Origin of the sequence: Cytobacillus sp. IB215665, assembly GCF_033963835.1 — a bacterium.
Taxonomy (GTDB): Bacteria; Bacillota; Bacilli; order Bacillales; family SM2101; genus Nanhaiella.
Genome location: NZ_JAXBME010000002.1, coordinates 257,407 through 280,714, shown reverse-complemented (window position 1 = coordinate 280,714; position 23,308 = coordinate 257,407). Strand labels below are relative to the sequence as shown.

Below are 23,308 nucleotides of genomic sequence, written 5' to 3'. Positions count from 1 at the left end.
ATTAATCATTAATATATGTAACTTGTTCAATTTTCCCTTCCAATAAGAGCTCCTCTGGTTGTATCATTTTAATTACAAAGGACTCTCCTTTTACGAGCAGTTGACCTTGCTTTAACAATAATCGCAGTTCATCATCAGAAAATGAAAGCAATCCCCGGTGGTTTTCAATATAAATGTGTAATTGTCCAATCATTGTTATGCGGGGAAGATCCATCGTCACATCTGCGGGTAGTTCTAGTTTATTTGTAAGCCAATTTCTCATTTGATGCCGCAATTTCTTCATAATAAAAGAACCCCCTTTCAACTCATGTTTATGAGTTAAAAGGGGGTTCTATCACTATAATTTCTTATCTAGATTGACCCATTTTCGACTGTGAACGGTGTGAAATTGGCTGATATGGTTTTTTCCCTCGCGGAGGTCCAAGAATTTCGCTAAAAATTACTCCTTGCACAACACTTTTTTTCGTTATCAACAGCTGATTTTCCTTCTTCACCTGTTTCACGCTTTTCCTCTGTATTGGTTCAGTTTTTTCTATTGATTGATTGTTTCGTTCCCTAACAACTTCTTTTAATTGATGATATAAATCTACTTTTGACTCAGCAACTTCATTTTCGCGTTCCACAGTACTTGCTTGAGGATTATGCATGTCTTCCACTTCATTAAAAATAACAGGCTTTGGTTCATTTGTTGATGAAGTTCTTTTTGAATTAGAAGCCCCTGATGAAAAACCTTTAAATATTCTAGAAAACACACCAAACAAAATCACTAATAAAACTATATTTGATATGAAGAAATCTATAATTTGCTCCATTAGGAGTCACCCCCATCATGAACGCTACGATTGTTCATCTTCATCTTGATCGTCAGTAAGCTTTCCTATAGAGTCTCTCATATTTGTATCAGCATCTATATTTTTTAGACTCATGTAATCCATGACTCCAAGCTTACCTGTCCGTAATGCATCTGCCATAGCGAGAGGAACCTCGGCTTCGGCTTCAACAACTTTAGCTTGCATTTCTTGAACACGAGCCGTCATCTCTTGCTCCTTGGCAACAGCCATAGCTCTTCGTTCTTCCGCCTTAGCTTGGGCAATATTTTTATCTGCTTCAGCTTGATCTATTTGCAACTCTGCCCCAATATTTTTACCGATATCAATATCGGCAATATCAATCGACAAGATTTCAAATGCAGTTCCTGAATCTAGACCTTTCGCTAACACTGTTTGAGAAATTAAATCTGGGTTTTCTAAAACTTTTTTATGATTACCTGACGAACCGATTGTACTTACAATCCCTTCACCTACACGGGCTATAACTGTATCTTCTCCAGCACCACCGACTAAGCGATCAATGTTTGCACGCACTGTAATACGTGCTTTCGCTTTTACTTCGATGCCATCCATCGCAACACCCGCAATAAATGGTGTTTCAATTACTTTAGGGTTAACACTCATTTGAACTGCTTCTAATACGTCACGACCAGCTAGATCTATCGCAGCACAACGTTCAAATGACAGCTCTATATTCGCACGCTGTGCGGCAATAAGAGCGTTCACAACTCTATCTACGTTACCTCCTGCTAAATAGTGGCTCTCCAATTGATTTGTACTAACATTTAAGCCAGCCTTTACTGCTTTAATTAATGGATTGATGACCCTTGACGGGATAACTCGACGTAACCTCATTCCGATTAAAGTGAAAATACTTACTCTTACACCTGCAGCTAGAGCAGATATCCAGAGCATAATTGGAACAAACGTAAATAATACGGCTAAAACAATTATGACAAGTGCTACAGCTAACAATACTAAAATAGTTCCAGCATCAAATTGCATAAACATATTCCTCCTTGATATATTATCGTTCTTATTACTTTATACAACATTTTATAATTGCATTCTATACTATTTCTCTAACTACAATACGAGCTCCTTCTGTTTTAATCACTTTAATTTTTTTATTATTATCGATATAACCACCTTCAGTGACAACATCTAGGCGTTCATTATCAATCACAACAGTTCCCGAAGGACGGAGTACAGTAGTTGTATAACCTTCTTTTCCAATCAAATCATTTCTATTCTTATTCGTTATATAGCCTTCATCACTATTTGTAGAATCCCTTAGGATAATTCTGTTAAAAATACGTATTTTTTTGCCAAACACCTTAAATAATAGAATTGAGGCTAATATTGTAACAAAAATCGCAATTAGTAACGATACCGCCATGTGTCCAACGTCGTCCGTCGCTAAAAATAAGCTAGTAAGAATTGATCCAAAACCAATCATCCCTAATATTCCCCCCGGGACAAAAAATTCTAAAATAATAAGCACAACGCCAGCAAAAAAGAAGATAATTGCTTCCATTCCTGCAAGGCCTGCTACAAAATGGCCGTAGAAAAACAATAATAAACTCGACGCCCCCATTAAGCCCGGTACACCAAATCCCGGTGAGTATAACTCAACTAACAAGCCAATGCTGCCGATTGATAGTAAGATTGGGACAACAACCGGATTAGTTATAAATCTCGCGATATTTTCTGCCAAACTGACTTTTGTTTCCACAATCTCTGGATTGTCAAAACCAAATATTTGCGTTAGCTCTGAGCGATTATTTACGATTCCTTCAGCATACTTCACTTCATAGGCTTGATCAGCTGTTAAAGTTAACAGCTTTCCTTTCTCTGCATTATACTCTGGGAGATCAACCTCTTTATCAGCCATAGCGATCGCGTATATAGGGTCACGACTGTTCAAAGCCGCAGCTCCTTCCATCGATGTATTCCATGATGATTGAGCCTTTTCGTCTGCTGCATTACCATCACTTGTTATGACCGCTGCAGCCCCCATAGAGGCAGTTGGACTCATATAAATTTCATCTGCATTCAATGCAATATATGCACCTGCTGATAGAGCATGAATATTTACATATGCCACAATCGGAACATCTGTAGAACTAATTCGTTTTCCAATTTTTCCAGCAGCATCCACCGCCCCACCAGGGGTATTTATTTCTAATATGATTAAATCTGCCCCAGCTTCCTCTGCTTCAGAAATTGAACGATCAATGAATGCATATAAACCTTTCTCTACAGTGTCTTCCACAGGGATAACATAGACCAGTTCCCCACTAGTGGAGCCTTTCATAGGGATAAAAGATAGAATAACTGCTGTAAATAACATCATAACAAAGAATGGTAAACGTATTCTTCTCATTTTATAGACCCTCCTTTCTAATTTTAGCCTATTTAATTTTGAAATTACTTATGTATTCTTATACGTTTACGATATAAAAAAGTTTCAGTAATGGAAAAGAATTTAAAAAACAGCACCTACCATCGGGTGCTGTTTTATTAAGAAAGAAATTGTTGTACAACATTATTCACAAGTGAACCATCGGCCTTACCTTTGACCTTTGGCATCAACGCGCCCATTACTTTACCCATGTCAGCTTTGGAAGAAGCATTCACTGCAGCAATGGTTTCTTTCACTATTTCTTTAATTTCATCTTCTGAAAGTTGCTTTGGCATATAAATTTCTAATAATGAAATTTCATCTTTCAGTTTATCTACCAGGTCCGAACGACCAGCTTTATCAAATTCTTGGAGGGAGTCTTTACGTTGTTTTAATTCGCGAGAAAGTACAGTTAACTCCTCGTCTTCAGATAGTTGGCTACTACCTAGTTTAATCGCTTCATTTTGAAGTGAAGACTTAACCATCCTAATGACGGAAAGTTTTTCTTTTTCTTTATTTTTCATCGCTTGCTTCATATCAGTATTTAAACGTTCAAGAAGACCCATAACTACACCCTCTTTTAGAATTTACGCTTTCTAGCGGCTTCAGACTTCTTCTTACGTTTTACGCTTGGCTTTTCATAGAATTCACGCTTTCTTGCTTCCTGTAACGTACCTGTTTTAGAAACCGAACGTTTGAAACGACGAAGAGCATCTTCAAGCGATTCGTTTTTACGAACGACAGTTTTTGACATTCTATTTCCCTCCCTCCGAAAACAACCACTCACAATCTAAACAACATGTAATTAAACATGTACTTTGCAATTATAGTATAATCGGTATTAAAGGTCAACCAAAATTGGTGTCATGTAATGTTACCCTTGTCCATACAATGTGATAGGAGAGGTGATTTACATGGCAATGGCAAAAATCATTTCATTATTTGCTGTTTATTTATCAATATTTCTATTTGGAATGACTGTGATGCGGATAGGTTTATTTAATATTTCACACGAAAAGATGAAACATGTTATCAAAAGACTTACAATAAATCCGTTTAGCGGTTTTCTTGTCGGGATTGTTGTTACTGCATTATTGCAAAGTAGTTCTGCAGTTATGATCATAACAATCGGCTTAGTAGCAACTGGCTACATAAATTTTAAACAGTCTATCGGAATTATCCTAGGAACAAATATCGGAACAACATTTACTACAGAATTCATAACCATTGATTTAGAAGCAGCAATTTTGCCACTCATTATTTTAGGATTTTTATTTTTATTTACAAACAATATTAAGCTATTTAGTACAGGAGCCATTGCATTTGGATTAGGCTGCTTATTCGTCGCAATGAATGGCTTTGAGCAATTAGCGGAGCCCCTATCTCTCATACCTTCTGTACATTCTTTTTTAGAGATCACAAATAAGAGTGGTATTTTTGGCGTAGGTTTAGGGACGTTTTTGACAGCAATTATTCAATCTAGTACTGCCACAACAGGGATTGTTATGGGCTTTATGAATGAAAATGTCTTAAGTTTACAGGCCGGAATCGCCATTATATTAGGGTCAAATATCGGGACATGTATAACTGCATTTTTAGCTAGTATCGGTGCTAGTCATGAGGCAAAGTTAACTGCATATGCACATATTTGGTTGAATGTATTAGGTGTAGCCATTTTCTACCCTTTTATAAAAAGCCTAGGTACAATAGCTGAACTCCTCACGACTATTCCTGATGTTCAGTTGGCTCATGTTAGCGTTATTTTTAATGTTATTTGCTCTCTTATTGCCCTGCCACTTACTGGCCTAATTGCTTCATTTATTATTCGAATCCATAGCACAAAAAAAATAGCTTAATGACCATAACTAAAGTTTACTTTTATTGCAGTTTGTTTCCATCATATGGCACAGTTACAACTGAATTCGCAATCAAGCTGCATAATTAACAAAACCGTGCACACTTGATCAGCGTCATCAAAGGTTAAAGTTAATGACAATGAAGGACATATTATGATGGCGCTGTGCTAGACAATTAAAAAAAGCTGTATTCACATTAAATGTTTTTTTCGTACAAAAGAATAAAAACGGATGCAACTATAGTTTCATGGCATCTTTGCTGATCTTTAAAATGCTGATTAGCTTAATCACAATATTAACAAAAGAATGGGCCTAAACAAAAAAAGTCCAGCATAACCTGGACTTTTAAGAAGAAAGCTTGATATTGTTAATAACATTGTCGTCTTCTATTACTTTAACGAATTGACCTTCATTATAAGGATAACCCGCTTTAGTAATTTTCACTTTGACTATTTTGCCAATCATTTCATCATTCGCAGGCAAAATTACTTTTAGATAATTATCTGTATAGCCCACATATAATTCACCACTAGGATCATCCTTTAACCGCTCTTCAGGAATAACCTCAAGTACTTCTCCTTCAAAATCAGAAGCATACTCTTTTGCCAATTGATCTGATAAAGCTATTAATTGATGAACTCTTTCATTTTTTACTTGTTCGTTCACTTGGTCATCCATACGAGCTGCTGGTGTTCCAGTTCGCTTGGAATATGGAAAAACATGAAGTTCTGAGAAACGATGTTCTTTTACAAAATTATATGTCTCCATAAATTCTTCAGATGTTTCTCCTGGGAATCCTACAATCACATCTGATGTAATTGCAAGACCTGGAAGGGCTTCTTTAAGTTTTGTTAACCTTTCCCCAAAATGCTCCATCGTATATTTTCTACGCATACGTTTTAAGACAGTATCAGAACCTGATTGTAATGGAACGTGCAGGTGACGAACTATTTTATCTGATTTATTTAAAACCTCTATCACTTCGTCCGTAATTTGGCTTGCTTCAATCGAGGAGATTCGAATACGCTTTAAGCCTATTACTTGTTCATCAAGCTCACGTAAAAGCATTGCTAAATTATAATCTTTCATATCTTCGCCGTATCCACCCGTATGAATACCTGTTAATACAATCTCTTTATATCCAGCATCAACGAGCTGCTGTGCCTGTTTAATTACTTCCTGTGGATTTCGTGAACGCATGAGTCCACGTGCCCAAGGAATGATACAAAATGTACAAAAATTATTACAACCTTCTTGTATTTTTAAAGATGCTCTAGTCCGATCGGTAAATGTTGGAACTTCCAGCTCTTCATAAGTACGGGCTTTCATAATGTTTCCAACACCATTAATCGGTTGACGTTCAGCTTGATATTGTTCAATATAATCCAGCATTTTTATACGATCCTGTGTCCCGACAACAATATCGACTCCAGGAATAGCCATAACTTCTGCTGGAGAGGTTTGCGCATAACAACCCGTTACACATATGACCGCATCTGGATTTCTTCTAACAGCACGACGAATCACCTGTCTGCTTTTTTTATCACCTGTATTTGTTACAGTACAAGTATTTATTACATAAACATCAGCAGTCTGTTCGTATTCAATACGCTCATAGCCTGCTTCTTTAAATAATTGCCAAATAGCTTCTGTTTCATAATGGTTAACTTTACAACCAAGAGTGTGAAACGCAACTGAAGGCATCTTCATCACCTCGATAGTTCAAAATGATAAGAAACAGCAGATAATAAATATATCGGGGCCGTTTCTGTACGTAAAATTCTTGGACCAAGGCCACAAGATTTAAAACCATGGGAACGTAATTCTTCTACTTCTTTTTCTGAAAGTCCACCTTCTGGACCAAATACTACTAACAGAGACTGATTAGCAACCATTTTACTTAAGGTGGCAGCAAGTACCGATTGTTCTCCTATTTTTGCTTCTTCCTCATATGCAATCAGCTTGAAATCAAAATTAGCACTATTTTCAAGTAACTTCTTTAAGGTCATTGGATGGTCTATATCTGGAATTTTATTTCGATGAGACTGCTCCGCCGCTTCTTTAGCAATTTTCTGCCAGCGCTTAATTTTTTTTAAGCCTTTTATTTCATCCCATTTCACGATTGAACGAGCAGCATTAAAAGGGATAAACGAATTGGCACCTAATTCAGTTCCCTTTTGAATCACTAATTCAAGCTTATCCCCTTTAGGCAACCCACTCGCTATTGTCACTTTAATAGGTAGTTCATTTGAGCTCTCTACCCATTCTACAATATTTGTTAATACTTCTTCATTGGTAATTTCCACTATTTCACATCGTGCAGTCCTTTGTCCAACAATTACGTATATACTTTCTCCTACATTCATCCTCAGCACACGGGTAATATGATGATGATCATCATTAGTTATTATTATTTGGTCATTTTGCTCGTACTTATTGTCATCTATGAAATAGCGTTGCATATTGAACACCTTCTATCTACAAAAGGGTAGTTAATTTACTATTACAGGGGCTTTTTAACAATCATAGCAGCCCAGTCTTCCATCGTTATTGTTTCTTCAATAACAAATCCAATATTTTGCAATGTCTCTTTCACCAAAGCTTTTTTTGTATTAATAATACCTGAAGTAATAAACATGCCACCTGGTTTTAAAAGGCGATAAGCATCATCAACAAACCTAAGTATAATTTCAGCTAATATGTTTGCAACAATGATGTCTACTTTGGTTTCAATTCCATCTAATAAGTTGTTTTGCTCAACTATGACATTATCACTTACTTTATTCAATTTCGTGTTGATTCTTGCACTTGTAACTGCTACTTCATCTAAATCATAAGCGAACACTTTGTCAGCACCTAGTAAAGCTGCTGCTATACTTAGTACTCCAGAACCTGTACCAACATCAAGTATTTTGTCATCTTGCTTTACTGTTCGCTCAAGTGCTTGAATACACATGACAGTTGTAGGATGTGTCCCAGTCCCAAATGCCATGCCAGGGTCAAGCTCAATAATTAGCTCATCACTACTCACTGGAGTATACGTTTCCCAAGTTGGTACAATCGTGAACTTCTCAGAAATTTTAACAGGATTATAATACTTTTTCCAAGCAGTTGCCCACTCTTCTTCATTTACTTCGCTAATTGTAATTCTGTTACTTCCTATATCAATATCGTATATTAATAACGTATTAATAGCTTCTTTTATTTCTTCTACTGTTTCCCCTAAAAAGCTGTTAACAGGTAAATATGCCTTAATGACTACACCTTCTTCAGGATAATCATTAGGGTTGAGTTGGTAGATTTCACCGTATGCAGTTTCTCTTTCCTTTGTTAAATCGTGTAGATCTTCTATAACTACACCACCTGCACCTGCTTCATGTAAAATGTTAGAAATAGGTTCGACAGCTTCCTGTGTCGTATGAATAGAAATTTCAGACCATTTCATATCTACCAACTCCATTAATAATTATTTAGACTCTTCGTAATCTTCGATGTTATTTGTTACTTTTTAGTTGAGTACTTACTCTTTATAGGAACGTTAATTAAGTAAGTTATATTATCATAACAAAAGATTCATTTACAATCATGAAATGAATCATAATTCCAGTGTTGAATACCTTTTGATGATATTTAGTTCCCTGAAATCTTACTCTTAATAGATAATTTAACAGTTATAATTAAAGTCTAGGTCAAATTTTCAGCTTGTAAACATATTAATCAGGTGAGGTAAAAACCCACCTGATTAATATGTTTAATTTGAATCGTGGGTTAATCCCCCTTAAATGCTCTCTTAACTTTTGCAAAAAAGCTGTCATCATGTTCATCAGGAGCTTCCTGATTCCCAAGCTCATTAAACTCTCTTAACAATTGCTTTTGTTTTTCAGTAAGCTTCGTTGGTGTAATAACTCTTACTTGAATATGCTGGTCACCTTGACCGTACCCACGAACATTTGGTACACCTTTACCACGAAGACGGAACTTGGTTCCTGTTTGAGTACCTGCTGGTATTTTCAGCTTAACTTTTCCGTGAAGAGTAGGAACTTCAATTTCGTCACCCAGAGTACTCTGCGCAAATGTAAGCGGCATTTCACAATAAATATCGTCACCTTCACGCTCAAAAAATTCATGCGGTTTCACATGAAAGACAATATAGAGATCGCCTGCTGGACCACCATTTGTACCGGCTTCACCTTGACCTGTTACACGTAGTTGCTGACCATCATCAATACCAGATGGAATTTTCACGTGTATTTTTTTTCTTTTCTTTACTTTCCCAGCTCCATTACAAGTTGAGCATTTTTGGGTTACTTTCTTGCCTGTACCGTCACAATGATGACAAACACGTCTATTAACTATACGGCCAAACGGTGTATTTTGCTCAACACTTAGCTGACCACTACCATTACAATGTTTACACGTTTCAGGTTTCGTTCCTGGTTTTGCTCCCGAACCATGGCATGTTTTACATTCTTCTTCTCTTGGAATTTCAATGTCAGTTTCTTTACCAAAAACTGCTTCTTCGAATTTTAATGTCATTGTATATTGGAGATCTGCCCCTTGTTGGGGAGCATTTGGATCACGACGGCGTCCTCCACCACCAAAGAATGTACTAAAAATATCTTCAAAACCACCGAATCCACCAAAGTCACCACCACCACCAAATCCTTGATTTGGATCTGTATGACCAAATTGATCATAATGGGCACGCTTTTGATCATCACTTAAAGTTTCATATGCTTCTTTTACTTCTTTAAATTTATCTGCAGCGTCTGGTTCTTTATTAATGTCAGGGTGATATTTTTTGGAAAGTTTGCGGTAGGCTTTCTTAATTTCATCTTGTGAAGCACTTTTACTAATCCCTAGCACTTCATAGTAATCTCTTTTACTCATTTAAAAATCCACTCCCGGTTCATTCACATAAAGATAATTCTATCATCTATCATAAGAAAAGCGCAAGCGCTTGTTTATCACCGACAAGCACTGATGTCATTTCAGCTGAAGGCGCTTTTTGCCTTCTAGTGAAATGACGAAGTGACCTCGAGGGGATAGGCGCTGCAGCTAGACAAGCGCAAGCGCCATTTTACATTCAACCGATAATATAGGGAATTAAATATAGTTTTCCTATCCTTATAAAAAAGTCAAAGTCATATTATGACTGACTTTGACTTGGTGAAGCTTATTTATCATCTTTTACTTCTTCAAATTCTGCATCTACTACATCGTCACCTTTAGGACCTTCATTGTTACCAGCTTCAGCACCTTGTTGGGCTTGAGCTTGTTGAGCTGCTTCCTCGTAAAGTTTCATTGATAGCTGTTGAACAATTTCTTGAAGAGCATCTTTCTTAGTACGGATTTCTTCTAGCTCATTACTTTCTATAGCTGCTTTCAGAGCATCCTTCGCTTCGTTTACTTTGTTCACTTCAGCTTCATCAACTTTTCCTTCCAAGTCTTTCAAAGTCTTTTCAGCAGTAAATACTAACTGATCCGCTTCATTACGAAGTTCAACTTCTTCTTTTCGTTGTTTATCTGATTCAGCATTGTCTTCCGCTTCTTTAACCATGCGTTCAATTTCATCATCAGATAACCCTGTTGAAGATTTAATCGTAATCGTTTGTTCCTTATTAGTTCCTAAATCTTTTGCACGCACATTAACGATTCCATTTTTATCGATATCAAATGATACTTCAATTTGTGGTACACCACGTGGTGCTGGTGGAATATCTGTTAATTGGAAGCGACCTAATGTTTTGTTATCTGCTGCCATAGGTCTTTCTCCTTGTAGCACGTGAATATCAACTGCTGGTTGATTATCTGCTGCAGTTGAGAAGACTTGTGACTTACTAGTTGGAATTGTAGTATTACGATCGATTAATTTTGTGAATACTCCACCCATCGTTTCAATACCTAAAGATAACGGTGTAACATCTAATAAAACTACGTCTTTAACATCTCCTGTTAAAACACCACCTTGAATAGCCGCACCAGAAGCAACTACTTCATCAGGGTTAACACCTTTATGAGGCTCTTGTCCTACAGCTTTTTTAAGTGCTTCTTGAACAGCAGGAATACGAGTAGATCCCCCAACTAGGATGACTTTATCTATTTCACTAGCAGATAGACCTGCATCAGACATCGCTTGACGAGTAGGTCCCATTGTACGTTCAACGAGATCTGCGGATAACTCATCAAATTTCGCACGAGTTAAGCTTACCTCTAAATGTAACGGCCCTGCTTCACCAGCAGTAATAAACGGTAATGAAATTTGAGTTTGTGTAACCCCTGATAAATCTTTCTTAGCTTTTTCAGCTGCGTCTTTTAAGCGCTGTAAAGCCATGTTATCTTTTGAAAGGTCAATACCATTTTCTTTTTTAAATTCAGCAACTAAATGGTCAATAACTACTTGGTCGAAGTCATCTCCACCTAGACGATTATCACCTGCTGTAGATCTAACTTCAAATACACCATCACCCAACTCTAGAATAGATACGTCAAATGTACCCCCACCAAGGTCATAGACGAGGATAGTTTGGTCTTCCTCCATTTTATCTAATCCGTAAGCAAGAGCTGCTGCTGTAGGCTCGTTAATAATACGTTCTACTTCTAAACCAGCAATTTTACCTGCATCTTTTGTTGCCTGACGTTCGGCATCGTTGAAGTATGCGGGAACAGTAATAACAGCCTTAGTAACAGGCTCTCCTAAATATTCTTCTGCATATGATTTTAAATGCTGTAAAATAATAGACGATACTTCTTGTGGTGTATACTTTTTACCCTCTACTTCTACCGTGTAATCTGTTCCCATATGACGTTTAATCGAGATGATTGTATTTGGGTTTGTAATAGCTTGACGCTTAGCAACTTCACCAACTTGTCTTTCACCATTTTTAAATGAAACAACTGACGGAGTTGTGCGATTACCCTCTGGATTAGGAATTACCTTTGCTTCTCCACCTTCCATCACAGCAACACATGAGTTAGTCGTCCCTAAATCAATTCCAATAATTTTACTCATTTTCTTCGTTACCTCCTAAAAATTATAAATATGTAATAAATCTTTATTTGCTACCCATTAACTTTTACCATCGATGGTCGAACAACTCGGTCTTTAAGTTTATAACCCTTTTGCAGCTCTTCTACAACAGTATTTGGGTCATACTCAGCATCTTCTACTTGCATCACAGCTTGATGTAGATGCGGATCAAATGACTTTCCAGCAGCTTCAATTACTTCTACACCTTCTTTTTGTAGTGCATCGAATAGCTGACGGTAAACCATTTCCATACCTTGTAGTATAGACTGTGTTTTATCATCATCTGCTTCTACTTGAAGTGCTCTTTCAAAATTATCTAATACTGGTAAAATATCAGACACTAAATTAAAGGCTCTATATTTTTCAGCTGCTTCACGATCAAGACGTGTGCGGCGACGGAAATTATCAAAATCAGCTTGTATCCTAAACGTGCGATTTTCTGCTTCATCAAGCTTTTTCTCTAAATCATTAATACTTGCGTTTACACTTGATTCCTCGCTCGTTTCTTCAGGATTTACATCTGATTGATTGTCATTATTTTGAAGATCAACTTTACTTTCTTCAACTTGGTCAACATTTTCACTTTCATTTATTCCTTTATCTTCAGTTACATTACTATCATTAACCAATGATTTCACCTCCCTTAAAATAAAACAAACCTCACCTAAAACTAATAAAAAGTGGAATACAGGTCTTTATTTTCTATGAAGTGGTCATACGAAATGGATGGGATCATCCTCCCATCCTTATTCAATATTTCCACTGTTAATTATTTTGATACAGCTTAGTCAGTACCTTTGATAAGTCGGTAGAAAGTAATGATAACAAGCTAATCACGCGTGAATATTCCATCCTTGTTGGGCCTAAAATAGCTATAGATCCAAGCTGTTCGCTACCAATGGAGTACGTTGCTGTTATCAAGCTACAATTTTCCATCGCCGACAACTTATTCTCTTTACCGATTTTTATACTTAACCCAACATTATTAGGCCTAATCAAGTCATAAAATTCTTTTTCTTGATCAATCATCGTAAGTAGTGTACGAACTTTATGAATATCGTGAAACTCTGGTTGACTTAGCATATTTGTCTTACCGCTAAAATAAACCTCATTTTCTTTCTTTAATGATAGTGAACTCAAGATTTCATTCAATAATCTGTCATAGCTGTCCACTTCTGTACGTAATAAGTTCGATACTTCCATGACGATTCTATCATGTAACTCAATTAATGGTACACCAACTAATCTCTCGTTTAACAAATTAACCATTTTTTCGATATCACTAGGATCGATAGAACTTGTAAATGATATCGTGCGATTTTCTACATGACCTGTGTCAGTGATGATAATAGCCACAGCAGTCTCACTATTAATCGGAACGATTTGAATACGTTTTAATTTATGTTCAATGACCTTTGGGCCTAAAGCAATCGCTGTATAGTTTGTCATTTCTGACAAAATTTGCGAAGACTTTTTAACGATTTTTTCCAATTCATAAATGTGGTCTGTAAAAATCGATTTCACATTCCCTACGTCTTCCTTGGTTAACAATTGAGGTGACAGTAAATTGTCTACATAATAACGGTAGCCCTTTTCAGATGGAACTCGTCCTGATGAACTGTGTGTTTTTTCAATAAAACCTAACTCTTCAAGATCAGCCATTTCATTTCTAATTGTCGCTGAACTATACATGATTTCGTCTTTTTTCGACAATGTTCTGGAGCCAACTGGTTGGGCAGATTGAATAAAATCATCAACGATAACTTGCAAAATTAATAACTGACGGTCTGTTAGCATCTGTACTCACCTCTGTTAGCAACTGTCATCACCTCTGTTAGCACTCTGTCTATCCGAGTGCTAAATCTAATAATAAATTACCAAAACAAATGCGAGATGTCAATCATTTAGAATACTTATATAAATGCTTGAAACACTTCATTGCCTAATAGCATGCCTCTATGAGTTAATCTAATATAATATTCATCTTCTTCTAACAAACCTTTTCGTTGTTGCTCAATAATTTGACTATGGAACCTATCATGAATATCTTCATTAAATTTATTGAAGAAGGCTCCTTTTGACACCCCTTTTATTTTACGCAACCCGAGAAACATTTCTTCTTCCATTTTTTCCTGTTGCGTTACTTCATGACTCTCTGTCGTACCTTGTCCATGTCTAGCCACTTCTGTAATATATTTATTTAATGGTCCTGCATTGGTTATTCTTTTCCCATCAATATAACTATGAGCACCAGCGCCAAATCCATAGTATTCTTCATTATTCCAATATGTTAGGTTATGCACGCTCTCCATACCAGGCTTAGCAAAATTACTAATTTCATATTGGTTATATCCATGTTTTTTCATTTGTTCTATGACATGCTCAAACATTGTAACTTCCTCTTCTTGAGATGGAAGGTGTAATTTTCCTTTTTTTTGCAAGTTAAAAAAAACAGTTTTTGGTTCAACAATTAAAGAATATGCTGAAAAGTGATCTACATTTAGAGAGAATGCCTCTTGTAAAGTCTCGTCCACTTGAGAAATTGTTTGTCCTGGTAAACTATACATTAAGTCAAGATTAACGTTGTTAAATCCTACCTCTTTAGCCCAATCTACTGATTTAAAAATATCTTCTTTGCGATGCGCTCGTCCGATTTGTTGTAAAATCTTATTATCAAATGACTGCACTCCAAAGCTGATTCTATTTACGCCAGCTTCGTATAACAATTTTATCTTTTCTTTTGTTAATGTTTCACCAGGGTTCGCTTCAAACGTAAATTCTAACTTATCATTCACAGGTTTAATATATCGCTTAATACTTTCAAGTAACCTTTCAAGTTGTTTAATATTTATGGCTGTCGGTGTCCCTCCGCCAACAAATATCGAACGAATATCATTTGAAGGATAGCGCTCAAGAGTTTGATGCATCTCTTCTTCTAACGAATTTAAATATTCATTTACTGGCTGCCCCTTTAAATAAACTTTATTAAAATCGCAATAATGACATATATGTTCACAAAAGGGTATATGAATGTACACTCCAGATGCCACTTCATCACTACCTTTACCTTTTTAAGTTCAGCTAAATAATACGTAAGCTGTCATACAAATCTGTCTGTTAAATTTATCTATTACTAACTTCAACTTGAGTATATAGAAAAGCCGCAGAATTTTCTGCGGCAAGTAACATTATAAAGTACATTTACCTATGTGTTCAAATTTGTAGTAGATTTGTTATTTTTCTTCATCCATCTTTAACACTGCCATAAATGCTTCTTGCGGAACTTCGACAGATCCAACTGACTTCATCCGTTTTTTTCCTTCTTTTTGCTTTTCAAGAAGCTTCCGCTTACGGGATATATCCCCACCGTAACATTTTGCCAATACGTTCTTCCGCATAGCTTTGATAGTGGAACGAGCAACTACTTTAGTACCAATTGTAGCTTGAACAGGTACTTCGAACTGTTGTCTTGGTATTAAATCCTTCAGTTTTTCAACGATAAGCTTCCCACGTTCATATGCAGAATCACGGTGAACAATAAATGATAATGCGTCTACTTGCTCTCCATTTAATAAAATGTCCATCTTTACAAGCTTTGAAGCTTTGTAACCGATAAGCTCATAATCAAACGAAGCATAACCCTTCGTGTTTGATTTTAACTGATCGAAGAAATCGTACACAATTTCTGACAATGGAATTTCATAAATAATACTAACTCGGTTTTCATCTAAATATTGCATATCGATGAAGATGCCGCGCTTATTTTGGCATAGATCCATTACAGCACCTACAAAATCATTAGGAACCATGATTGTTGCCTTAACATATGGTTCTTCCACTCGTTCAATACTTTGTGGATCTGGCATATTGGAAGGATTATCAACTCGCACCTCGGTACCATCTGTTAAATAAACTTGATAAATTACACTCGGTGCTGTTGTAATTAAATCAATACCAAATTCTCGTTCAATTCTCTCTTGAATGATTTCCATATGCAATAGACCTAGAAATCCACAACGGAATCCAAATCCAAGCGCTTGAGAAGTTTCTGGCTCAAATTGCAATGCCGAATCATTAAGCTCCAATTTCTCTAATGCTTCACGAAGGTCATTATATTTCGCAGTATCTATTGGATATAATCCACAAAACACCATTGGATTCAAGCGTCGATAACCTGGAAGCGGTTCTACTGCACTGTTTTTTGCATCAGTAATTGTATCACCTACACGGGTATCACCAACATTTTTAATTGATGCTGTTAAAAAGCCTACGTCTCCAACACTCAGTTCGTCCTGTAACACAGCTTTAGGTGAGAATACTCCTACTTCGTTAACTTCAAACTCTTTTCCAGTTGCCATCATTCTTATTTTTTGACCAGGCTTTACTGTTCCTTCAACGACTCGAATATATGCAATAACTCCTCGATAGGAATCGTATAAAGAATCAAATATGAGAGCCTTAAGCGGTGCTTCTGTATCTCCAGTTGGTGCAGGGACAGTTTGAACAACTTGTTCAAGTATATCTTCAATTCCAATACCAGCTTTAGCAGAAGCTAAAACTGCATCAGAAGCATCCAGACCGATAACATCTTCAATTTCTTGTCTTACCTTTTCAGGGTCGGCACTCGGTAGATCTATTTTATTTATGACTGGGAGTATTTCTAAGTCATTATCCAGTGCTAAATATACATTTGCCAATGTTTGAGCTTCAATACCTTGAGCTGCATCAACTACTAATACTGCACCTTCACATGCAGCTAAGCTTCTAGAGACTTCATAAGTAAAATCAACATGCCCTGGTGTATCAATCAAATGAAAAATATATTCTTCTCCGTCTTGGGCATTATATTTCAATTGAACAGCGTTTAATTTAATTGTAATTCCACGCTCTCGTTCAAGATCCATTGAATCTAACAATTGATCTTTCATCTCACGTTGGGCTAAAGCACCCGTCTTCTCCAATATACGATCTGCTAAGGTTGATTTTCCATGATCAATATGCGCTATTATAGAAAAGTTCCGTATTTTTGATTGCCTATTTACTCTTTCTTTCTTGTTCATTTCAATTCACTCCTACCATTATCGGCACAACATACACTAGCATTGATTATAACAATTGCCAAACATACATTCAACAGGAAAAGCAGAAGCGCATCGTTCATTCCCGACAAGCACTGGAGTCAAATCACATGAAGGTGTTGTTTGCCTTCGGGTGATTTGACGAAGTGACCTCGAGGGAATATGCGCTGGAGCTAGACAACAAGAAAAGCGCAAGGCGACTGTTTATCGGCGACAAGCATAAGGCGAAACGGCTGGAAGGTTGCTTTTTAACCTTCTTGACGGATTGACTTATGACCTCGAGCAGATGGCGCCTGGAGCTAGACAACAGGAAAAGCGCAAGGCGACTGTTTATCGGCGACAAGCATAAGGCGAAACGGCTAGAAGGTTGCTTTTTAACCTTCTTGACGGATTGACTTATGACCTCGAGCCGATGCCGCATGGAGCTAGACAACAGGAAAAGCGCAAGCAGCTTGTTTATCCCCGACAAGCACTGGAACTATTTCAAATGGAGGCGTACTTTGCCTTCAGATGAAATAGTGAAGTGACCTCGAGGGGATAGGTGCTGAAGCTAGACAACAGGAAAAACGCAAGGCGACTGTTTATCGGCGACAAGCATAAGGCGAAACGGCTAGAAGGTTGCTTTTTAACCTTCTTGACGGATTGACTTATGACCTCGAGCCGATGCCTGGAGCTAGACAACAGGAAAAGCGCAAGCAGCTTGTTTATCCCCGACAAGCACTGGAGTCAAATCACATGAAGGCGTTGTTTGCCTTCGGGTGATTTGACGAAGTGACCTCGAGTGAATAAGAAAAGAGCTTAAAGTAATTATTAATCCACGGCATTGAAAAAACCATTCTTAATAGGAAATGGTTTTTTCATTGCGCTTGACATGGAAAACACGGTTAGCCTGATTTACCTTCCATAATTTTCGCAAAGAGAGTATCAATCATTTGTAATATTTTCTGAAATGTATTACTTACCGCTTCCGCAATAGTTTTCCCCATTGATGAAAATAGATTAAAGGCTTTGATTTCTGCTAATTGTTGTTGTTTTTGTTTCAAATCATGACTCGTTGCTTCCAAACCTAGAACACTTGCCTCAAATTCTCCATTAGAGGTTTCAGCAATTTCTAATGCACCTCGAAATGAAGGGTCATCATACCCTTTCATCTCAATAATCCCACTATTGGCCTTCTGCATTCCTATCAATACACCAAAAAGAAGGACTGTACATAAAAGAAAGCACTTCATCATGAATTTCCACATTATACTCACCCTAATAGACTTATTACGGATACACCGTTAAGCTCATATACAAAAACTGACTTCACCAAATTGAAAGGTCTCACCTTAAGCAAATTGAACGTAAAACATTGCAGTTTTAAATTAAGGCTGTTTTCGCATTGATTGTTGATTTTCGTATTATGATATAAACACGTACAAAACTAGAGCTCGTGGTACCTTTTTTTCTGTACAACGATAACTAACAATGTAAAATCATTTTTTTGGTACTAATTCGATAACAATAGCAACAAAGTTTACGAAAAGGGCCTAAAATGAAGAGATTTCTTTCATGAGAACGAAGCATTAACGAACAATTAAATTAATTAAATTACTGTGCAGTCGCATCTGATTCGGTAGATACTTTCTCAGCTTGCCAATAATACTCACTAAAGACATCAGCAATAGCTGCTGCAGTACGGTTCAATTCCTCAAAGGTATTATCCACGCCACCAAATTCTATTAGCATGACATTGTCCGATAGGTCTTGATTATACATACCATTTACTCCTTCTCCACTCCATTCAAATACCCCTCTACTTAGACCAGGGTATTTTTGCTGTAACAATTGATGTAGGTCATCAGCGAGCTTAAGGTTACGTTCATAACGAGCATTATTTCCTCCAATAACAAAAGCGGTCTTAGCATATGATTTACCATTAATCACATGTGTTGTTTGTTCTTTCCTATTGGCATCACGGTGAATATCTATAAAATATTGCAAATCACGGTTACTAGTCATTGCACTTTGCACTAAAGGTTTGGATTGGTCATATGCCTGAAAAAACTCCCACTTTTTAGCGATTAATTGTCCCATTATGTCTGTTTGATCTAGCTGAACTCCTATCCCTCTTTTTTCCAACTCAGATGCTAGACGCTCACCAACTAAGGTAACATTAACTTCGGAATGATAAGCTTTATCAGGTTCAGTTACCCCTTCTAGATGAGGTAAGTAAGATTCACGACTATGTGTATGATAAATGTAGACAACGTCTTTACCGTTTGTTGTTAATACTGGGGGAGTTACTTCTTCAGTTTCACCATCCACTTCTTCCATATTTTGAACTGAAGCATCTCTTTCAGCTAGTAATACCTCTATTGGAGGCGCTGATTCATAAGGTAAATTTGTGTAATTAGTTCCTTCACCAGCGACAATTATTTTACTGTCATACAACGCATAACCAGGTAATTCACTGCCAAGTAAGCTCCGTGGGTCATCAAGGTTAATGCTCGTTGCCATTTCAAAAAGTAGAGAAGGGAAATTTGTTTCTGGTTTAGTTGATAAAATTTGAGAAAAATAATGATTTTCAAGTGATAATAAATAAAGTAATGATTCACTAGTAAGACTAGTTGTTAAATCGTTGATGGAAGATGACGAAATACGATATTTTGGCTTTAGCGATGTCATTATTGCAGTAACCGAAAATATCATCATGCAACCTAACATCATGATGATTATTGTTTTTTTTATATTAGACCCCTTTATTGTCATAACCATTCCTTGACCTCGCTCAAATCTCATGGCATATCCCTCCAAAGCTTGTCTACTTAATCAGTATGATCAACCCTTGAGAAATAGAACCTTACCACTCCTTGCCGTGCATGTTTAAAGCTCTGTTTCTTTCGTTCCATAGAACTTCCTCAATGTGTATACGCCCCTGCATTATCCTGATCAACTTGATCATGTAAGGCAGCATTTAAGCCTGATGCAATAACATTCGCCATATCTTCAATAAATACATCTACTTCTTTCGGAGTTACCATTAAGTTATGTCCAAGTGGTGATAGTACCTCATGAATTAATTTACGCTTCTCATCTTCTTCTAGAGTTCCCACCATCCCCATAAACGTTTGACGATGCGGATCTTCCGGTAAATCTTCTTCTGTAAGTTTTCGTCTTTCTCCAAAGGTCATTCCCGCAGGTGCAAGTGAACGAGATGGACGGCTTCCCTCTTTCATTTCTCTACCAAAGTGTTTCAATATAAAGTCAACGGTGTCACTAGTAATTGAGACTGCATCAACAACAGTTGGGATACCAATTGCTATAACAGGAATGCCCAACGTTTCAATACTCAGTTCTTTACGCTTATTACCCACACCAGACCCAGGATGAATGCCTGTATCAGAGATTTGAATTGTAGCATTTACACGTTCAATTGACCTTGCAGCTAATGCATCAATTGCAATAACAAAATCAGGTTGTGACTTTTCGATAACCCCGTGAATAATATTACTTGTTTCTATCCCGGTTAAACCCATTACACCTGGTGCGATGGCACTTACTGATCTAAAGCCACCCTGGATACTTTCAGGTTGAAGTTTAAATAGATGTCTAGTAATTAACAAGTTTTCTACTGCTATAGGTCCTAAAGCATCAGGAGTAACGTTCCAGTTTCCTAAGCCAACGACTAAACAACTAGCATCTTTTTGAATGTTTAACTGCTGTAAAAAATTACTGAATTCATTAGCGAAAACTTCTTCGACATGCTGTTGTAACTCAGTATCCTGTTGTCTAATCCCTTCTGCTTGAAGAGTGACGTAACATCCAGCTTTTTTTCCTACCGCCTTAGCCCCGTCATTATTTATATCAACTTTCGTAACCTTTACACCGCCGATATCATTCTCTTTTACTACCACTCCATTGATTGACGATTGTTCCTTTTTAGCTTCTTCCCTCGCATTGCTTTCTAATGCCATTTCATGAGCTTCTATTGCTAAATCGGTTCGTACAGAATACTTACTTAGGTCTAATTGAGACAAAAAGAATGCACCCCTTTTTTTCAAATCGATTTATAATCTAGTTTTACCACCAGTCAATAGAAACATTCATTGTCGAATAAGTATTGCATTATTAGTCCTCGTTTGATAGAATATCATGTGTTCTAATGTAAGTGATATGTCGAGTTTACATCATCTCGATTGTTATTTTTGGGAGGTGAAATACATGCCAAATATTAAATCAGCTATTAAACGTGTAAAAACAGGCGATAAGCGTCGTGCTCATAATGCTACACTTAAAACTGCAATGCGCTCTGCTGTTAAAAACTTTGAAGTACTTGTTGACAACAAAGACGTTGAAAATGCGCAAGCTGCATTTGTATTAGCTTCTAAAAAGCTAGATAAAGCTGCAAGCAAGGGGATCATCCATAAAAATGTTGCATCCCGTCAAAAATCTCGCTTAGCAAAAAAATTAAACAGCATTACTGCTTAATAACATGCGATCCTTTTTAAAGGGTCGTTTTCTTTTTGCTGCTATTTAGTACGAAAAACAATATGATGAGAAAATAACATAATATAACCGCTATGTATAAAACTTTGAATGTTAGTGAAAACATAGGATGTAAAATCCCCATAAAAAACAAGCTTGACCACCTAATACGCGATGTTCAAGCTTGTTTTTTTGGTACGGAGAAGGGAAGTTTGTTTTGTGTGATTTTTTTAGCTTTTGGAGAAGAAAAAGTGCCACGAAGGTAGCTGTATTCGTGTTTATTTTCAAGTACGAAAAACAACATGATGAGAAAACAGCCATCGTTAAAAACACAATCACCTGTAAAATGCGTTTAGTGTATTTGCTCTTGTAATGACATAATAAATAGTTCTAAAATCAATTGTTTATCTATATTACCGACTTTCATATCGTAGTCTGCTTCTGCTAGTTGACCGATAATTCCTTTTAATTCTTGATCCCCAAAGAGCTTAGCTTGCCCAGCAGCTAGCTTTACGCGATATGGATGAACTTTTATAATCGATGAAATTTTTTGTTGGTTATAGCCTTGTCTTGCTAATTCTTTCACTTGATATATTAAGCGAAACTGGTTTGATACTAAAGACAATATCTTTATCGGCTCTTCCTTTTGCTCGATTAAATCAAATAAAATTTGCATTGCTTCAGCTGGTTTTCTCTGAACAATAAAATCTATCAATGTAAAAATATTTTGTTCAAGTGTTCTAGCTACAAGTAATGTTACTGTTTCGTGTGATATCTTCCCACCGGGTCCTACGTATAATGCTAATTTATCAATTTCAGTTGTAAGTAGCATAAGATTCGTACCTACTAAACGTAGCATTTCTTCCACGGCATCATTTTGTATAATCACTTGAAATGATTCTGCTCTTTCCACTATCCATTTTTGAAGCTCTTGTTCTGTCAATGTGTTAGCTACAAGTAATTCCGCATTTTTCTTTAGTAATTTAGTAAGCTTTTTTCTCTCATCTAATTTTTCATATGGAGCATAAAATACTATAATTGAAAAATCTGCTGGCTGATTCATATAAGATTCCAGCTTTTTTAAATCATGTTCGATTTTACCCTTCTCACTAGTCAAAAAAGTAGGATTGTTAAATATGACGATTTTTTTATCACCAAAAAACGGATATGTTTCTGCATCTTCTATCCCAGCTTCTATAGGAGTTTCCTCTAAATTATATGTAGATAAATTAAATTCTCTTTCTTCATTCTTTAACCCGTGAGAAATAAGTAATTTTTTTGTCTCATTGAGTAAATATGTTTCTTTTCCATATAATAAGTATAAGTTGTTAATATTGTCTTGTTTAATTTTCCTCCATATGTCAAGTGCCATTTTTTCTCTCCGATCTACGAAATGGTTCTCTTCATATGGTAAAAGTATTTTCCCACTTTTACAAGTGGCAATGGGAACCGATCTCCCATAACGACCAATTCCCAGTTTATATGAACGTTACAGCATAAGCCCCGAGTCACTTATATTGTAACGATATTAATTTGTATGAATATCATTCCCGTATAAATTAAGAACTATTTGTGACAACTCTTGTCATTGTAGGAAAACAAACTAATGAATGTAGATTTTTTATGAACTTTCGCTTATA

General features: G+C 36.5%; 21 protein-coding genes. 2 read left to right on the top strand and 19 right to left on the bottom strand.

The genetic code is table 11. The features are described from left to right. Position 1 precedes the first annotated feature (1 nt). The 6 genes from yqfC to rpsU all read right to left on the bottom strand — a co-directional run bounded on the left by yqfC (position 2) and on the right by rpsU (position 3,988). Complete coding sequence (gene yqfC / locus SLH52_RS03330) at positions 2 to 286, bottom strand: sporulation protein YqfC (RefSeq protein WP_320208053.1); 285 nt, start codon at positions 284 to 286, stop codon at positions 2 to 4. Positions 287 to 347: 61 nt separating this feature from the next. Next, positions 348 to 812, bottom strand: coding sequence for a hypothetical protein (locus SLH52_RS03325; RefSeq protein WP_320207870.1), 465 nt, complete (start codon positions 810 to 812; stop codon positions 348 to 350). Positions 813 to 836: 24 nt separating this feature from the next. Continuing rightward, positions 837 to 1,835, bottom strand: a complete 999-nt coding sequence (floA, locus tag SLH52_RS03320) for a flotillin-like protein FloA (RefSeq protein ID WP_320207869.1) — start codon at positions 1,833 to 1,835, stop codon at positions 837 to 839. Positions 1,836 to 1,899: 64 nt separating this feature from the next. Beyond that, on the bottom strand, positions 1,900 to 3,216 hold the full coding sequence (locus SLH52_RS03315) for a nodulation protein NfeD (RefSeq protein ID WP_320207868.1): 1,317 nt from the start codon (positions 3,214 to 3,216) through the stop codon (positions 1,900 to 1,902). A gap of 137 nt (positions 3,217 to 3,353) precedes the next feature. Continuing rightward, the gene (locus tag SLH52_RS03310; RefSeq protein WP_320207867.1) at positions 3,354 to 3,800 is read right to left on the bottom strand and encodes a GatB/YqeY domain-containing protein; all 447 of its coding nucleotides are present in this window, start codon (positions 3,798 to 3,800) and stop codon (positions 3,354 to 3,356) included. Positions 3,801 to 3,814: 14 nt separating this feature from the next. Next, positions 3,815 to 3,988: a 30S ribosomal protein S21 gene (rpsU, locus tag SLH52_RS03305; protein ID WP_003152957.1), complete on the bottom strand. Its 174-nt coding sequence runs from the start codon at positions 3,986 to 3,988 to the stop codon at positions 3,815 to 3,817. A gap of 160 nt (positions 3,989 to 4,148) precedes the next feature. Here rpsU and SLH52_RS03300 point away from each other — a divergent pair, with 160 nt between their 5' ends. Continuing rightward, a complete protein-coding gene (locus SLH52_RS03300) occupies positions 4,149 to 5,090 on the top strand; it encodes a Na/Pi symporter (RefSeq protein WP_320207866.1) in 942 nt (313 codons plus the stop codon). Positions 5,091 to 5,435: 345 nt separating this feature from the next. Here SLH52_RS03300 and mtaB read toward each other — a convergent pair whose 3' ends face one another. The 12 genes from mtaB to gpr form a co-directional block, all read right to left on the bottom strand. After that, entirely contained in the window at positions 5,436 to 6,794 is a 1,359-nt protein-coding gene (gene mtaB / locus SLH52_RS03295; RefSeq protein WP_320207865.1) for a tRNA (N(6)-L-threonylcarbamoyladenosine(37)-C(2))-methylthiotransferase MtaB, read from the bottom strand. Positions 6,795 to 6,799: 5 nt separating this feature from the next. Beyond that, positions 6,800 to 7,552 carry a 16S rRNA (uracil(1498)-N(3))-methyltransferase gene (locus SLH52_RS03290; RefSeq protein WP_320207864.1) on the bottom strand — a complete coding sequence of 251 codons (753 nt, stop codon included), beginning with the start codon at positions 7,550 to 7,552 and terminating at the stop codon, positions 6,800 to 6,802. Between the two features lie 41 nt (positions 7,553 to 7,593). Beyond that, on the bottom strand, positions 7,594 to 8,535 hold the full coding sequence (gene prmA, locus SLH52_RS03285) for a 50S ribosomal protein L11 methyltransferase (protein WP_320207863.1): 942 nt from the start codon (positions 8,533 to 8,535) through the stop codon (positions 7,594 to 7,596). Between the two features lie 323 nt (positions 8,536 to 8,858). Next, positions 8,859 to 9,980 carry a molecular chaperone DnaJ gene (dnaJ, locus tag SLH52_RS03280; RefSeq protein WP_320207862.1) on the bottom strand — a complete coding sequence of 374 codons (1,122 nt, stop codon included), beginning with the start codon at positions 9,978 to 9,980 and terminating at the stop codon, positions 8,859 to 8,861. A 286-nt stretch (positions 9,981 to 10,266) separates the two neighbouring features. Then, positions 10,267 to 12,102, bottom strand: a complete 1,836-nt coding sequence (dnaK, locus tag SLH52_RS03275) for a molecular chaperone DnaK (RefSeq protein WP_320207861.1) — start codon at positions 12,100 to 12,102, stop codon at positions 10,267 to 10,269. Positions 12,103 to 12,152: 50 nt separating this feature from the next. Next, positions 12,153 to 12,713: a nucleotide exchange factor GrpE gene (gene grpE, locus SLH52_RS03270; protein WP_320208052.1), complete on the bottom strand. Its 561-nt coding sequence runs from the start codon at positions 12,711 to 12,713 to the stop codon at positions 12,153 to 12,155. Positions 12,714 to 12,885: 172 nt separating this feature from the next. Further along, a complete protein-coding gene (gene hrcA, locus SLH52_RS03265; RefSeq protein WP_320207860.1) occupies positions 12,886 to 13,917 on the bottom strand; it encodes a heat-inducible transcriptional repressor HrcA in 1,032 nt (343 codons plus the stop codon). Between the two features lie 116 nt (positions 13,918 to 14,033). Then, on the bottom strand, positions 14,034 to 15,170 hold the full coding sequence (gene hemW / locus SLH52_RS03260) for a radical SAM family heme chaperone HemW (protein ID WP_320207859.1): 1,137 nt from the start codon (positions 15,168 to 15,170) through the stop codon (positions 14,034 to 14,036). 183 nt (positions 15,171 to 15,353) lie between these two features. Continuing rightward, a complete protein-coding gene (gene lepA / locus SLH52_RS03255; RefSeq protein ID WP_320207858.1) occupies positions 15,354 to 17,180 on the bottom strand; it encodes a translation elongation factor 4 in 1,827 nt (608 codons plus the stop codon). Between the two features lie 902 nt (positions 17,181 to 18,082). Further along, positions 18,083 to 18,430, bottom strand: a complete 348-nt coding sequence (locus tag SLH52_RS03250; protein WP_320208051.1) for a YqxA family protein — start codon at positions 18,428 to 18,430, stop codon at positions 18,083 to 18,085. A gap of 361 nt (positions 18,431 to 18,791) precedes the next feature. Next, positions 18,792 to 19,982, bottom strand: a complete 1,191-nt coding sequence (spoIIP, locus tag SLH52_RS03245; RefSeq protein WP_320207857.1) for a stage II sporulation protein P — start codon at positions 19,980 to 19,982, stop codon at positions 18,792 to 18,794. A 119-nt stretch (positions 19,983 to 20,101) separates the two neighbouring features. Continuing rightward, positions 20,102 to 21,220, bottom strand: a complete 1,119-nt coding sequence (gene gpr, locus SLH52_RS03240; protein ID WP_320207856.1) for a GPR endopeptidase — start codon at positions 21,218 to 21,220, stop codon at positions 20,102 to 20,104. A 184-nt stretch (positions 21,221 to 21,404) separates the two neighbouring features. Here gpr and rpsT point away from each other — a divergent pair, with 184 nt between their 5' ends. Beyond that, positions 21,405 to 21,671: a 30S ribosomal protein S20 gene (gene rpsT / locus SLH52_RS03235; RefSeq protein ID WP_320207855.1), complete on the top strand. Its 267-nt coding sequence runs from the start codon at positions 21,405 to 21,407 to the stop codon at positions 21,669 to 21,671. A gap of 349 nt (positions 21,672 to 22,020) precedes the next feature. On the opposite strand, the gene holA is transcribed toward rpsT, so the two are convergent. Continuing rightward, complete coding sequence (gene holA, locus SLH52_RS03230; protein ID WP_320207854.1) at positions 22,021 to 23,040, bottom strand: DNA polymerase III subunit delta; 1,020 nt, start codon at positions 23,038 to 23,040, stop codon at positions 22,021 to 22,023. Positions 23,041 to 23,308 lie beyond the last annotated feature (268 nt).